16 protein-coding genes are annotated in these 13,144 nt (G+C 46.9%); 7 read left to right on the forward strand and 9 right to left on the reverse strand.

What is annotated here, in order from left to right:
* Window positions 1-232 precede the first annotated feature (232 nt).
* A complete protein-coding gene (locus ACYVAD_RS23375; RefSeq protein WP_461141970.1) occupies window positions 233-463 on the forward strand; it encodes a hypothetical protein in 231 nt (76 codons plus the stop codon).
* A 360-nt stretch (window positions 464-823) separates the two neighbouring features.
* Here the strand turns inward: ACYVAD_RS23375 and ACYVAD_RS23380 are convergent, their stop codons facing one another.
* From ACYVAD_RS23380 to ACYVAD_RS23410, 7 genes are all read right to left on the reverse strand, one after another.
* Entirely contained in the window at window positions 824-1,240 is a 417-nt protein-coding gene (locus ACYVAD_RS23380; RefSeq protein ID WP_461141971.1) for a hypothetical protein, read from the reverse strand.
* Between the two features lie 129 nt (window positions 1,241-1,369).
* Window positions 1,370-1,573 carry a hypothetical protein gene (locus tag ACYVAD_RS23385; protein WP_461141972.1) on the reverse strand — a complete coding sequence of 68 codons (204 nt, stop codon included), beginning with the start codon at window positions 1,571-1,573 and terminating at the stop codon, window positions 1,370-1,372.
* Window positions 1,574-2,008: 435 nt separating this feature from the next.
* Entirely contained in the window at window positions 2,009-2,731 is a 723-nt protein-coding gene (locus tag ACYVAD_RS23390; protein WP_461141973.1) for an outer membrane beta-barrel family protein, read from the reverse strand.
* Window positions 2,731-3,747 (reverse strand): carboxypeptidase-like regulatory domain-containing protein, encoded by a 1,017-nt coding sequence (locus tag ACYVAD_RS23395; RefSeq protein WP_461141974.1) that lies wholly within the window; start codon window positions 3,745-3,747, stop codon window positions 2,731-2,733. Before ACYVAD_RS23395 ends, ACYVAD_RS23390 begins: the two co-directional genes overlap by 1 nt.
* A 148-nt stretch (window positions 3,748-3,895) precedes the next feature.
* Entirely contained in the window at window positions 3,896-5,026 is a 1,131-nt protein-coding gene (locus ACYVAD_RS23400) for a M56 family metallopeptidase (RefSeq protein ID WP_461141975.1), read from the reverse strand.
* A complete protein-coding gene (locus ACYVAD_RS23405) occupies window positions 5,023-5,406 on the reverse strand; it encodes a BlaI/MecI/CopY family transcriptional regulator (RefSeq protein ID WP_461141976.1) in 384 nt (127 codons plus the stop codon). Before ACYVAD_RS23405 ends, ACYVAD_RS23400 begins: the two co-directional genes overlap by 4 nt.
* Window positions 5,407-5,445: 39 nt before the next feature.
* Window positions 5,446-6,351: a pepsin/retropepsin-like aspartic protease family protein gene (locus ACYVAD_RS23410; RefSeq protein ID WP_461141977.1), complete on the reverse strand. Its 906-nt coding sequence runs from the start codon at window positions 6,349-6,351 to the stop codon at window positions 5,446-5,448.
* 485 nt (window positions 6,352-6,836) lie between these two features.
* Here ACYVAD_RS23410 and ACYVAD_RS23415 point away from each other — a divergent pair, with 485 nt between their 5' ends.
* Together ACYVAD_RS23415 and ACYVAD_RS23420 are read left to right on the forward strand one after the other, a co-directional pair.
* Complete coding sequence (locus ACYVAD_RS23415; protein ID WP_461141978.1) at window positions 6,837-7,631, forward strand: SDR family NAD(P)-dependent oxidoreductase; 795 nt, start codon at window positions 6,837-6,839, stop codon at window positions 7,629-7,631.
* An 11-nt stretch (window positions 7,632-7,642) separates the two neighbouring features.
* Window positions 7,643-8,557: a helix-turn-helix domain-containing protein gene (locus ACYVAD_RS23420; RefSeq protein WP_461141979.1), complete on the forward strand. Its 915-nt coding sequence runs from the start codon at window positions 7,643-7,645 to the stop codon at window positions 8,555-8,557.
* Between the two features lie 316 nt (window positions 8,558-8,873).
* Here the strand turns inward: ACYVAD_RS23420 and ACYVAD_RS23425 are convergent, their stop codons facing one another.
* Window positions 8,874-9,248: a winged helix-turn-helix transcriptional regulator gene (locus ACYVAD_RS23425; RefSeq protein WP_461141980.1), complete on the reverse strand. Its 375-nt coding sequence runs from the start codon at window positions 9,246-9,248 to the stop codon at window positions 8,874-8,876.
* Between the two features lie 106 nt (window positions 9,249-9,354).
* On the opposite strand from ACYVAD_RS23425, the gene ACYVAD_RS23430 reads away from it, so the two are divergent.
* The 3 genes from ACYVAD_RS23430 (at window position 9,355) to ACYVAD_RS23440 (ending at window position 11,657) form a co-directional block, all read left to right on the forward strand.
* Window positions 9,355-9,753, forward strand: a complete 399-nt coding sequence (locus ACYVAD_RS23430; RefSeq protein ID WP_461141981.1) for a DoxX family protein — start codon at window positions 9,355-9,357, stop codon at window positions 9,751-9,753.
* Between the two features lie 641 nt (window positions 9,754-10,394).
* Window positions 10,395-10,937 (forward strand): carboxymuconolactone decarboxylase family protein, encoded by a 543-nt coding sequence (locus ACYVAD_RS23435; RefSeq protein ID WP_461141982.1) that lies wholly within the window; start codon window positions 10,395-10,397, stop codon window positions 10,935-10,937.
* Window positions 10,938-11,066: 129 nt separating this feature from the next.
* Entirely contained in the window at window positions 11,067-11,657 is a 591-nt protein-coding gene (locus ACYVAD_RS23440; RefSeq protein WP_461141983.1) for a Crp/Fnr family transcriptional regulator, read from the forward strand.
* Between the two features lie 378 nt (window positions 11,658-12,035).
* On the opposite strand, the gene ACYVAD_RS23445 is transcribed toward ACYVAD_RS23440, so the two are convergent.
* Complete coding sequence (locus ACYVAD_RS23445) at window positions 12,036-12,458, reverse strand: DoxX family protein (RefSeq protein ID WP_461141984.1); 423 nt, start codon at window positions 12,456-12,458, stop codon at window positions 12,036-12,038.
* Between the two features lie 105 nt (window positions 12,459-12,563).
* On the opposite strand from ACYVAD_RS23445, the gene ACYVAD_RS23450 reads away from it, so the two are divergent.
* Complete coding sequence (locus ACYVAD_RS23450) at window positions 12,564-13,133, forward strand: Crp/Fnr family transcriptional regulator (protein WP_461141985.1); 570 nt, start codon at window positions 12,564-12,566, stop codon at window positions 13,131-13,133.
* The last annotated feature ends 11 nt before the right edge of the window (window positions 13,134-13,144 follow it).

The following is a 13,144-nucleotide window of genomic DNA, read 5'->3' on the forward strand; positions in this document are numbered from 1 at the left end:
GCCAATCCGTTAAGTTGTCTCCCATGATCTGTGAATTCCGTGGCATAGATGGGCACAAACTCATCAATGCAGGGCCGCCCGTGCGGTCGTAAACGCACATTCATAGTGGACACACAAGGGCGGCTATGGATAGCCGACGTGGCCGCGGCTCATCAAGCTGATGGCTCGTTGGGTGCAGGATTAGTAAGGAGCTTATTGTGGCGTTGCGGAGAGCGCCTATCGAAGGTAGTAGGTGACCAAGCGGCATCGGCCGTCCGACTATAACGGGGTCTTCAAAGTGGCGTTAGCCCAGTGGAGCATCGATTTTGAGAAAGCGTCCCGCCCCGCATCGGCACGTGGTTTCGTGCCAGTTGCCAAACGATGGGTTGTTGAGCGGAGTATTGCTTGGACAAATTTCTTTCGACGGGTGACCAAAGACTATGAGTATACCACGGTCCGCCGTTGCGGTATCATCTTCGGTTAGTTGGCTGTACTTAGCCAACATTCAGATTATGCTACAGCGTATCGACGCGTATTGCCAAAGCTAATTCCCCAACACACTCTTAGCAAAGTAAGTGCCCAGGTATCATATCTATCATAAATACCAACACTCATAAAGAGTACTGTCGATAGATAGACTGTGATATAAAATCCTAACAGATGAATCCAGTTAGTCAAAATTATACTCGGTAATTTTCTCAATGGCTGTGGTGCACTTTTGTTGTATAAGTGGCAATATGTAAAGTAAGAAATAAATAAAGCCCCCCGGTCAACCGGGGGGCTTTATTTATTTTCGGATGATCATCTTGATCAGGACAGCCAGTTGAAGGTGATATCACTCTCACTACTTTCTAGTTGGACTGGCCGGAAGTGCTCCGGTCGCCGAATAACGAAGTTTCAATTTATTGCCCTCACCAGGCATTCGAAGCAGGTGCTGTTCGCTCACGATCGGTGCCTTTACTACCACTGTCGAGTAAGCACTAACACCCGTCTCCTTGTCTCGGACAAAGACAATATATTCAGCGTCTTGAGCTGGCACTAGCAAAACTTCCGACGCATTATTTGGCGGAACGGCACCTGGCGTGGTTCGACCCCAGGCGTAACTATAGTTGCCCGATCCACCAATCGCTTTAGCCTGAATAAGTTGCTTGCCACTAGAAGCATCCCCACCGACCTCTGTAGTGACTTTAACTTGCGCAAATAAGGTAGTCGAGCTTACTAAGCTCACGAGAATTAGCAGAATACACATTGAGTGTTTCATTGTGGAATGAGTTTATAGGATTAGAGGGTTTGAAGAGACGGGCATACATGCGTATTTAGTTAAAGTACAAAACGTCAGGCTAAACACTGTTACTGAAAACGCTCGTGGCTGGTGTACACCCTCAAAGGACTACTTTTTAAACCATTCCTTGAGGGTTTTGGGCTGCGTTGCCTGGTAGCTATAAACTAGACCCAATAGCACATTGAGAACAAGGCCAATGAGCCAGCCGGCTAGCCGCCCATTAGCATGAGTAGCAAAGGTTCCCATAAAGATAGTCCACCCCCAAACAAGGACCATACTGAGGGTCAGCAGTATTTTTGTGAGTTTGGCCATCGACTTGGGGGAGGTTACTACGACAGTTTTCAAACGATATGTTTCTGGCTTTCTAGGGCCCTGCCCTGATAGATGAAGATAAAATCGAATCTATCTTACTAGTCTGGTACGTATTTCTAAGTGAGTCCTCAAAAAATTCCTCGAGCTAAAAAATGAATGCAACAGCCACGCCCCGTTCTAGACGCATTTATTAGCCGCTCGCCTTAGGAGGGAGCGTTTTAGAAGACGTTTATGTTTTGCTATATGTCAAACCGCACCGGCGGACCGGCCATCAGTCGCATACGCTTCGCTACTACCACTATGACTAGTTATAGCTTCACTTTCATCCAGTAAAAATTATTTCACTCACCTCAAATTTTAAGCTATTTACTGCTGTATTCTACTTTCCGGAAGGGCTTTGGTAGCAATGAACCTAATCGTAATCGACAATCATCTTTAAGTAGTTTCAATACCATGCGGATTCATGTTCTCATAGGTCGGCCGGTTAATCTTTTTGTCTACACTGACCATGAAGCCATGCCTGTTATTGATTTTGTAATCAATAAAGGCTGACGGAAAAAGCTGGACGTAATTTTGCCCGAATGACTGATTCGCTAGGAACTGCTGGCCACGGTTCCGGGTTGCTTCGGCACGAAGACCAAGTTGATACGATAGTTTCTTGCGCTCCTGGTGAAATGTAGCGTATAGGGCGTGGATAGTTTCCCAATACTGATAGGTGTCCGCCTGGGAATCGCTGCGCACCAGGTCCGCGCCGTTGATGGCATAAAGTAGGTTGCGGTTGTTTGTTGCTACGTAGCTGGACTTGAAACCAGTTTCTAGTTGCGCTTTGTGTTTGAGAGGAACGGTCAGATCAGCCTTGGCTGAATAGACAGCGAAGGCGTTGTCTTGATCAAAGTACGTACGCCTTGGCGTACCAACTGCTGGTTCGAAAAACCATTCGGTATTATACTGATCCGAATGATTGGTGTTTTGGTAGTAATCCACGTCGACCGTCAGTTCCTTGCCCAGCGTATCCAACTGGTGAAGCAAATGCAAGCCTGACGAGAACGTATTCGTTGTCGTTTTTACCTGATTGTCGGAATCTTCCCTTACCGCCCCTTCTCCAATACCTCGGATCTGCGAATACGCATTCTTTCCAAATAGTTGCCCCGCATTCATTACAGCCAGGGAGAGGGTGGTTTTTTTGTCAGGTAGTAATCAAGCCCCAGCGTGGGCGTCATATTATTGGTTTGTCGAATGCTCCTGATCGTCGACTCTGCGACACCGGGAGAGGAGCTTAGCGGCTTAACAGGGGTTGACTGAATATAATTGATAACGTAATATTTGTTGCCATTGTAATCGGTATTGATCAGCAAATTGTATTTGCCCGTTTTCAGGTTAAGGTTGAATCCGCCGTTGCCTTTCGGATAACGTCCAACGCCCCCGCCCCCGTATAGGTTGCCTCTGAGCCCCTCCCGGGCGCCCCGTTTTCGGATGATATTAATAATACCCCCATTAGCGGATGCGTCGTATTTAGACGAAGGCCGGGCAATCAGTTCAATGCGTTCAATCGACGTAGACGACATGCCCCGTAATAGACCCGATAAGGCGTCGGCAGACAGGGGTGTGGCCTTACCGTCTATGTAAATCTGTACGTTACGTCCATTCAAGCTGATCTGGTTGTCCAGGTTCACCTGTACACCCAGCAGGCGATCCATCACGTCCAGCAGTGACGACCCGCCGGTTAGTTGATCGTTGAGGTTGATGACGAGTTTGTCCGCGCGCCGTTCGATAAAGGGTTTATGGCCAGAAACCGTAACGGCGGATAACGTTTTTGTCGACGGAGTAAGTTGGATGATTCCTACCGCAAGATCACCACCGCCCTGGCCAACCTGGATCTCCTGTCGGACCGGTTCGTAGCCAAGCATACTGGTTTCGAGAATGAACGTCCCAGCAGAAAGGCCGGTCAGTTGGAATTTACCGCTTATCTCGCTTATTGTCGTCTTGGTGATCGCAGAATCAGCTTTGGCTTTGAGTATAATGGCTACAAAGGGTAGCGGGTTTTTCTGCTCGTCCACGACTACACCCGATAAGCTTGTTGGGCTCTGTTGCTGAGCGGCTACACCGCTGACCAGAAAGGAAAGGAATAAAACGAACCAGCAAGCCAGGCCGCCTGAATTCAGTACTATTTTCATGACATAGTTAGTTGAACCACCACCTATCGGGCAGAACAAATGTATAACTTAATTATTAGTTATATAACTATGTTTTAAGCTATGGCAGCTTAAGGATAAATATTTAGTGGCTCCCCATTAAGCTAAATTAGTAATAATCAATTTACAATCAGTTGCTTATACTATACTGATAGCCGAGTTCAATTTGATATTGGACACGTACGGGTTGGCCATTTTGGTAGCCGGGTGACCACTGAGGGGAGTGCTTGATAATATCAGTCGCTTCCTGGCCTACCGCTTCGTTGGGACTCGCCAACACGCGAGGCATAACCACACGGCCATCGGTGTCAATGACAAAACTAACCAGTACCTTCCCTTGGTCTTGATGAGCTCTGAAGACAGCAGATTTACTTATTTCATGGCTTAGATACTGACGAAACCCGTTAAAGCTGCTGGGAAATGCCGGTGCGCGGTTTCCTTGCCCCATTGAAGCAGCCGGTTCGGTAGTACGGGTAATCAAGACCGAAAAGGACGTCATACAGAGTAAGATCGGGATCAGTAAGCTATACTTCAGCAGGCTTATCGTGGGAGATGAATGCCTACCTAACATAAAGATCCGTTGTTTGAGCAGATGCTTGTCGGTAAACGGACTCGTCAGTTGTGGGGAGCCAGCCAAGGCTCTTTTCAGCAGTAACTGGGCATATCGATGATAATCCCCCATATGGCGGGCAGTAGCGCGGTCGGCTAAGAATTCGTGCACCCGTTTGATGCTTACCTGATATAAATACACAACGGGGTTAAACCAGGTAACGATGGTCACCAGCTCAAAAAACAAGATATCCAGACTATGCCATTGCCTGATGTGAACATTTTCATGGTAATCAATGACCGAAAAATCGTCAACGTTCGGGTCGATAGCCTTATACGTAAAGAACGAAAAGGCCAAATTACGGACCGGCCTGCGCAGTGTCTTTTTTACGTATAACAACTTAACGGCTAGCCAGCTAATCCGCAGTAATACCCCGGCCAGATAAACTCGCTCCAGCCAACTACTCATGGGGTTAGGCCATAGGGGCGGCAGCGCACGCGGTAAAGCCCCAACCTGGACGACATGATCTAGCGCTATAGAGGCTGATAAGTGCTCGTTAGTCGAAATTCCCGGAAGGCAAAATGAGAGTAGGGCAAGCCCAATGAGCGAAATCCGATTGAGGACAAAAAACGTTTCCCGCTCCAGAAAGACTTTGTAAAATCCATAGCCCACCACTAAAAAACCATTGACGGCGAGAAGATAGGCAGTCATCGGTCGACGTTCTTGTCTTTGAGTTGATGGATCATTTTTTCAATGGCTTGTACATCCTCTTCCGGAATCGGTTGTTCCTGGATGAAGTACGAAAACAGCTTATGAACGGAGTTGTCAAAATAGTTGCCTAGTAATTTCTTCAACTGAAATTTTTTGTACTCTTCTCTAGATATCAGCGGGTAATACCGGTGACTTTTACCAAATGCCTCATACCCCACTACGCCTTTGGCTTCGAGAGTTCGCATGAGAGTGGAAACAGAGCTTTGAGGCGGTTTAGGTTTGGGCATCTGATCTATAATTTCTCGTACGAACGCCTTCTGCATGTTCCACAACACCTGCATCAATTGTTCTTCGGCTTTTGTCAGTTCTTTTGTGTCCATCCGCTTTTATCAATAGGCACTTATTGCGATGAGTTCCAGCTACCAATCGCATAAGGACTCACTCTTATTTTTTTTGAGCTGGTCCGTAAAAGCAACGCTATACAGGTGATTAGGTGTCATATAAACAACGTTGCGTTGTAAATCAAGAAACGTGTTGAAACGCTTCAGTACCTCATTTCCTAAAATATGAATGTTCTTATCTTTCAAGGGTTTACTGGTCGTTACCCGTTGAACGGGAACATTTGTTAGTTGATACTTTCCGATTCGTAAGGCGCCAAGGTTGGCGGTAATCACCGGAATCTCATTGCCTTGAGCCCCCTTCATTACTACCTGGTTGAGAATGGCCATTTTTTCGATTGGAAAGCCACCTTCCCGTAACAGGTCATTGTCTAACATCACGGTTCGTTGGTAGCCCGTGTCGAACAAGAACAGGCCTTTATTGGTGATGCCATCTTGTTCAATCGATCCTTTAACCAACATAAGATCCTTAGCAAACTCGATGTCGAGTTTCGTATATACATCCGTTTCTGCCACGGCGCTGGGCAGTGCTGAATGGATGATCAGCCGGGACTTGTCGTAGTCGACTTCAACAATCTTGTTTTTGAATAAATCCCAACCAAATCGACCATCGGTTTGGTGAGCGGTCAACTCAGCATCATATACCTTGGTGAGGTAGGTTGTTTGGCCAAGCTGTAGCTCGTAGATCGTGCTGTAGAGCTTAGGCGTTGTTTTTAATTTCCCTTTCAGAACGCTGTTGGTTAACACAAGTTCAGTGGTTCCCGTATCAAAATTCAGATTCAGCGTGTCGGTTCGGTTAAACACTGCTTTGACGAATAGATTGTTTTGCTCATTCATGGCAAAGGCAATCGTGTCACTGAGCGTGTTTGTTTGGGTAAACCCCTGGACGGATACGAGCAGCAGGCTAATCAGCAATGAGTAGTTCATTGAGGATAGGTAATCAATACGAGCAGACTGAGACATGGGTTATTTCAGCATCAGAAGACCTATACGCTTTCAGCATCCAGCACCCGACTCGCAAGGTAGTTGAAAATAGCCGAGATCACTGTAAAAGCTAAATGGCTTGATTGATAAACCGATTTGATAGTACTGGCTTTGTTGTAAAGAAGACAACGCTAGTTGTAGGATAATTTTTTAAAAATGACCTCAATTTATATTCTCACAGAAGGCTCAGGCATGAGATAACAGGAATTTAAAGTCGTTCAGGACAGTGCTGTTTAGTAACTGGTCTTAGCCAACCACTAAGCTTATTTTAGCTCATCGTGTTGACAATAACCTAATAAGGTAAGTAGTCCCTTATCCAAACCTAAAACAATCCCGACGTCATCTATGATTTGAACACAACGAACCGTTATTTGAACACAGTTCTCGGGACGACGGGTATCAATTTTGTTTCATAAACAAAAGAAGATATGGACGTAACCTTAATCACTGGAGCTTCAAGCGGTATTGGCGAAGCCTTGGCTAGCCAACTGGCCGCACGTAACCATAATTTGCTACTCGTAGCCCGCAGTACCGATAAACTTGATAAGCTATGCATACAACTTGCGAGCACGTATGGTATTCAGGCGCAGTACGTGTCGGCAGACCTGACGAAGCCGGAGGCTACCGGGCAGATCTACGAAGAATGTCGAAAAAGAGAGCTGACCGTGACCTTGTTAATCAACAATGCAGGCATTGGATCCAGTGGCGAGTTTGTAAAAAATGATCAGCAAGCCGAGTTAGCCATGCTGCAAGTGAACAATGCTGCCCTGGTGGCCCTCTGTCACCTGTTTCTACCCGACATGATCGCTAACAAAAAAGGCGGTATTATCAACGTAGCCTCACTAGCCGCCTTTTTTCCAAGCCCCTACATGGCGGTATATGCGGCCTCCAAAGTTTTTGTCCGCTCATTTACCCAAGCTCTAACCGAGGAGTGTAGACCCTACGGCATTCGGGTAATCTTGTTCAGTCCCGGTTTTACCAGCACTAATTTCATGAATACGCCCGCCAACGATAATGCCTGGGGCAAAGTCCTGACCGACGGGGCCTATACGCAGACGGCCCAACAGGTTGCCACCGAAATGATCCAGGCCTGGAACAGGAAAGAAACCTTTCACGTATCAGGCCGCTTAAATGCGTGGGGTGTGCGGTTGGGAGCGTTGGTACCCAGCGGCACTATCGCCCGGGTCTTTGCCCGTCAAAAACAAAAGCAGATGAATCGGTAAGCGGAACGGCCATGCAAAGAGAGAACATACCTACCATCCATATAGACACCATTGCTCAAAGCCATAAAGCCTTGGGCATTGCCAAGCCCAAGCATCCGTTGTTCAGTATTCTTAGATTTGAGGACTTGCCCAGCATGAACAATGATGCGCGGGTGCGGTTAATTTTCGATTTTTACCAAATCGTCCTCAAAAAAGACTGTCCCGGTAAGATTCAATATGGGCAAACCCCCTATGATTTTGACGAAGGGATCATGTCTTTTTTTGCCCCCAAGCAGGTTAGTATTCTGGACCCAGGCGAGGTGTTAGCTAAATCCGGCTGGTTGTTGAACATTCACGCTGATTTTTTTCGAACATATCCATTAGCGAAAAAAATAAAGGACTACGCCTTTTTCGACTACGCGGTTCATGAAGCTCTGATCCTGTCGGAAGACGAAGAACACTCGATTGAGACAATTTGTCAGCAAATTGAAAAAGAGTACCAGTTACCTATTGATAGCTACAGTCAGGATGTGGTCCTCTCGAATGTGGATTTGTTGCTCACCTATTGCAATCGATACTATAACCGGCAATTTATTACCCGCAAACCCAGCCATAGGGAGTTATTGAGCAGGGTTGACCAGGTGCTTTATAAGTCGGTACGGAACGCGGCTGAGCAAGGCTTACCTACCGTCAATGGTCTGGCCTTGCAACTGAGCCTGTCGGCCAATTACCTCAGCGATTGCCTGAAGCAACTGACGGGTCAAACGGCTCAGCAGTATATTCACGAAAAGCTAATCGAACACGCTAAAGAAATGTTGGCTACTACAGAACTGTCCGTCAGTGAGGTAGCCTACCAATTAGGGTTTTGCTATCCGCAGTCCTTCAGCAAATTATTTAAGAGCAAGACCAATCAATCGCCCCTGGATTTCAGAGCATCTTTTAACTGATTAGCAACCAGTCGATGCTGCTGTGGATTCTTGAAGAAAGCGAGTTTAGACTTCTCACGAAAATGCCCATACTTGAGAAGTGCACTGAATAAGACGCTTCTCTCCATCTGATGCGAAGCGTCTTATTCAGTGCTTGTTACCGTTACTTGGTAGGCACTAGCCACCCTTCGATTAACCGGGTGTTTTACAAACTCAGTTGCTTAGCTAAAGACGTGTTTCGTAAAAAGACTAGTTTTTAGTCCAATCCCCTTTGACATTGATCTCCCCTACCGATCCATAGTTATTAGCGAAGAGCTGGATGAGTCGGTCGTATAAACTACTCTTTATAAGCAGGCCCCATAATCCGCTGGCGATGGTCCCGACCCCACTGCTTGAGTTCGTCAAGGACTTTGCCCAATGAACCGCTGTAGGGGGTTAGTTGATACGTAACGGTGACCGGAATGGTTGAATAGACTTCACGGGTGACAAACTCATGTTGCTCCAGCTCCCGCAGCTCTTTTGTCAAGACTTTGGGCGTAATGTCGCCCAGGAGCCGCTGCAATTCATTAAACCGTTTTGGGCCATCGGTCAGCGCTAGGATGAGGGGCAGTTTCCATTTACCACTCAGTACATACAGCGCATCTTTGACGGCCCGGATATCGCCATTGCAAGCATCTTTCGAGTGGCTGGTGGGCTGACGTAGTGGGTCCATTGATCTTAGGCGTCTAACTATCCCCAAGGATACTAGTATCCTTGGGGATAGTGCTATACTTAGGATAGTAAAGATAGGTAAGTTTGTGGCATCAAACGAGAAAAAAATGAAACGAACTACAATCATCTATTGGGCATCTACGGGGCTATTATCACTGATGATGACCTTCTCGGCGTATGCCTACTTCACGCAACCCGCTATGCAGCAAGCCTTTCATCATCTGGGCTTCTCCGATACGTTTCGGATTGAATTAGCCATCGCTAAGCTAATAGGGGTGGTGGTACTGATTACGCCTTTATCGGGATGGATAAAAGAGTGGGCGTATGCCGGCTTTGCCTTTACGTTTTTATCTGCCTTTCTGGCGCATACAGCAGCCGGCGACCCTTTGTCGGCTCGCATCGCTCCTCTGGTAGCGCTGGCCATGCTGGTGGTTTCGCACCGCAGCTATCATCAACTGACAACGAACAGGGCAACCAGCGCCCAGCCACAGCCTAGTCAGCGTTGACTATTAACAGTGAGACTTGTTTTGAGAAGAGTGAACCGAGCGATTGCCGATTAGCGGTTTGGGCTGCTAGGCTTAGGGTTTTTAGGCATAAACCGCCCCAACTGCAGGAGGGGCTGCCTATTTGGAGACGCCGATAGTCAGAGATGTTGAAAAGAATGGGAACAAGCAGGCTGTGCCGACTGGTATGGCCTGCTTGTTTTTTATCTAGTCCTGTAAAAAGAAGAACTAGACAAAGGAAACTTGATTTTATTGGGGTAACCCCTTCATCAGAAAACGTACGTGTCAAGGATAGGGAGGGGAGGTTTTTCTCGTTTCACGGTCGAGTAGTTTAACAAGTGAGCCTATTGTATACTAACATTGGTTGACCGACTGCATGGCTATATATAGCATTCTGCCCTTAACCTAGCTGTTCTCAGATAAAGCTCCCACCCAAGACGAACTGGATTCGCCTGTCCATAGCCTTCTACGGAGCGAATAGCGTTTAGTAAAGAAGGCTACCTTACTCGACATACAGGCCTTGTGCTTACGTTCAACGGTTGAACTACTTCAACCTTATTTCCTAATCTACTTCATTTTTCTTACTGGCACCACAGCCCACCTTTGTCCTGTCAATAACGACTTCACTAAAGACGCTAGCAACCATGGAAACGCTCACCAATTTCTCCGTTCCTTCCAGAAATGAGGTATCAGTTCATAACCAGGCAATTTTTGATAACCTCCAAAAAGGTTTAGGATTTGTGCCCAACCTGTATGCCTATTTGGCCAAAAACGAAACGGCTCTTAGCGACTATCTCACCTTGCAAAATCGCAAAAGCTCCTTAAGGGCCAAAGAGCGCGAAGTCATCAATCTGGTAACCAGTCAGGTCAACGACTGTCATTATTGTATCGCTGCCCACACGGCACTGGGAAAGCTGAATGGATTTACGGATGAGCAGATTCTGGCTATACGCCGGGGCCAAGCTCCTTTTGATCATAAGCTAGACAGCCTAGTTACCTTCACAAAAGCGGTTGTCGAGGGCCGAGGCCGGGTAAGCCCAGAAGCCATTGAGGCCTTCTTTTCGGCTGGGTATAGCGAAGCTAATCTAATCGATGTAGTAATGACGATCGGCGATAAAATCATCACCAATTATCTGCATAACCTTACCAATCTGGAAATTGACTTTCCGCTGGCGGACGCAGTTTGATGAAGGGTAACCCTATATCCTATCCACTAACTACTCTGTCGGCATAAGCTGACAGAGTAATTCTGTTTTATCTTGCCATCCAACCGGTAACCAAATAGCCTGTTCAGTTGTCAGCAGCTCCGATTTAACATGGACCCGCAGCAAATCATTAGTAACTATGTAAAGAAATTTGTCGCCCTTACTGAGGAGGAGAGGGTTGAGTTTGCTGGGGCTTTTACCCGACTGAGTGTCAAGAAAAGGCAATTTGTCGTACAACCCGGTTTCGTCGCACAAAGCCGGTATTTTGTTCTCCAGGGGTCGCTACGCGCCTATGTGGTTGCGGATGAGGGAGAAGACCATACCATCCAATTAGCCATTGAAGAGTGGTGGATCTCGGATTATAACAGCTATATTTTCCAGCAGCCGGCTAAGATGTTTGTCATGGCAATGGAAGACAGTCTGTTGCTTCAGTTATCCCATCAACAGGAAAGCAGGCTCAAGGCTACTAATCCTAAATACGAAACCTTCTTTCGTATACTGGCCGAGCGATCGGTGGCTTCTATGCAGAGACGTATCGTCAGTAACTTAACCTTATCAGCTGAAGAGCGGTATGAACAGTTTATGGAGACCTATCCGTCGATGACAGTTCGGTTTCCGCAGTATGTGATAGCTTCCTACCTGGGCATGACCACGGAATTTCTTTCCAAGATCCGCAACCAACGCCTTAAAACAAGAAGCTAGCTTTACGATCCATCCTTTTATCGAATTGACTCATTTAGGCTGGTATAGCTAAATGCCCACATCTGCGAAAGTACCCTAATAAACTGGGTTGTCATTCATTCGCCGTTTGATTATCAAATGCGCATAACTGGACATTAATTAAAATGGATTGTCTAATGAAAAGGCTCTTAATTGAGAATGTGGGAGATTTGGCAATAAATTGTTCGGGCGTTTTGCGAGACGAGTGAGATAACTTGAGTAGACGATTAGTATGCTTTATCCCTCGGGCATCCGCTTATTTTGAGTCGGAAGCGTATCCGTGAAGTATTTAAAACTACTTAATGAGCCCGTGGCGGATCATGCTACTATTTGGTTTACAAACGCCCTACGATCTACTAACTAGTTGGCATAGATAGGTGCTTTTTCAGCTCTTCCCCAAACGACGATACCGGCCAGTACGCCTAATACGACGCTAGGAACGGCCATGCCCATTTCGCCCCGTGTCAGGTGAAATCCAGCGGCCAGAACCATCACCAGGGCTAAACCACCGGCGGCTAAACCAGTCAGCGAAGGCCGGATACGGGTTAGAGCGGGCAGGATCAAACCCAGGGCACCGGCCAATTCGGCCACGCCAATAAATCGAACTAACCCTATAGGAACCTGTGCCGTCCAGAGCATCTGTTTGGCTAACTCGGCAATCGGTACGGTAAGTTTCATAAAGCCGGCCATGCCAAAAGCCAGCGCCAGTAGTACTTGTAAAACCCAAAGGGTTATGTGCCAGCCTTTCGAAGATGTTTGCTTACTGATAACGCGTGTTTCCATGTTCTTTTTTTTAAGTTGCTACAAAGGTCTCCAAGCGTGTACTGACGCGCCTTAATGTAGATTAAGAAATACGCTCTGTATCTTAGCGATTCACGCTGTTGACCTATGCAATCGTTTTTAGATCTTATCCCCCCGGGCAAGCTTTCGGCTGAAGCGCTTGACGCGTTGACATCGCGAATCCTGACCAAGCGGGTAGCCAAGGGGGAGGTCCTGCTTAGAAAAGGCGATAAAGTGAGGAAACACTATTTTGTCAAAACTGGCCTTCTACGGAGCTATACGTTGGATGAGAATGGGAAGGAGCATATTTTCATGTTTGCTCCAGAAGGTTGGATCATCAGTGACATTGGCTGGCACGTACTGGGTAAGGAAGCCGATCTGTATATTGACGCTGTTGAAAATTCTGAAGTGGAAGTACTAGAAGACGACTTTAGTTCCTCGATACATCTCCCCACCGAAGAGGCCATGCAGAAGTTGACCAATCGAATCTATGTGCTCCAGAAGCGGATTATTTTATTAATGAGTGCCAGCCTGCGCGAGCGCTATCTTGACTTCTTAGCCACCTACCCGGCCATCGTGCAGCGGGTACCCCAAAGAATGATAGCCTCCTATTTGGGCGTTACCCCGGAAGCCCTAAGTAAGCTACGCGGTGATCTTGCCAAACAGCAGAGACACTAGTAGCTTACCTA

This window comes from Spirosoma pomorum (assembly GCF_054776615.1).

Coding starts and splice junctions, on each gene's coding strand:
- ACYVAD_RS23415 (WP_461141978.1), top strand. CDS start 6,837: ATGGACGTAACCTTAATCACTGGAGCTTCAAGCGGTATTGGCGAAGCC.
- ACYVAD_RS23430 (WP_461141981.1), top strand. CDS start 9,355: ATGAAACGAACTACAATCATCTATTGGGCATCTACGGGGCTATTATCA.
- ACYVAD_RS23450 (WP_461141985.1), top strand. CDS start 12,564: ATGCAATCGTTTTTAGATCTTATCCCCCCGGGCAAGCTTTCGGCTGAA.
- ACYVAD_RS23390 (WP_461141973.1), bottom strand. CDS start 2,731: ATGAATGCGGGGCAACTATTTGGAAAGAATGCGTATTCGCAGATCCGA.
- ACYVAD_RS23405 (WP_461141976.1), bottom strand. CDS start 5,406: ATGGACACAAAAGAACTGACAAAAGCCGAAGAACAATTGATGCAGGTG.
- ACYVAD_RS23385 (WP_461141972.1), bottom strand. CDS start 1,573: ATGGCCAAACTCACAAAAATACTGCTGACCCTCAGTATGGTCCTTGTT.
- ACYVAD_RS23420 (WP_461141979.1), top strand. CDS start 7,643: ATGCAAAGAGAGAACATACCTACCATCCATATAGACACCATTGCTCAA.
- ACYVAD_RS23440 (WP_461141983.1), top strand. CDS start 11,067: ATGGACCCGCAGCAAATCATTAGTAACTATGTAAAGAAATTTGTCGCC.
- ACYVAD_RS23380 (WP_461141971.1), bottom strand. CDS start 1,240: ATGAAACACTCAATGTGTATTCTGCTAATTCTCGTGAGCTTAGTAAGC.
- ACYVAD_RS23395 (WP_461141974.1), bottom strand. CDS start 3,747: ATGAAAATAGTACTGAATTCAGGCGGCCTGGCTTGCTGGTTCGTTTTA.
- ACYVAD_RS23425 (WP_461141980.1), bottom strand. CDS start 9,248: ATGGACCCACTACGTCAGCCCACCAGCCACTCGAAAGATGCTTGCAAT.
- ACYVAD_RS23410 (WP_461141977.1), bottom strand. CDS start 6,351: ATGAACTACTCATTGCTGATTAGCCTGCTGCTCGTATCCGTCCAGGGG.
- ACYVAD_RS23445 (WP_461141984.1), bottom strand. CDS start 12,458: ATGGAAACACGCGTTATCAGTAAGCAAACATCTTCGAAAGGCTGGCAC.
- ACYVAD_RS23400 (WP_461141975.1), bottom strand. CDS start 5,026: ATGACTGCCTATCTTCTCGCCGTCAATGGTTTTTTAGTGGTGGGCTAT.
- ACYVAD_RS23435 (WP_461141982.1), top strand. CDS start 10,395: ATGGAAACGCTCACCAATTTCTCCGTTCCTTCCAGAAATGAGGTATCA.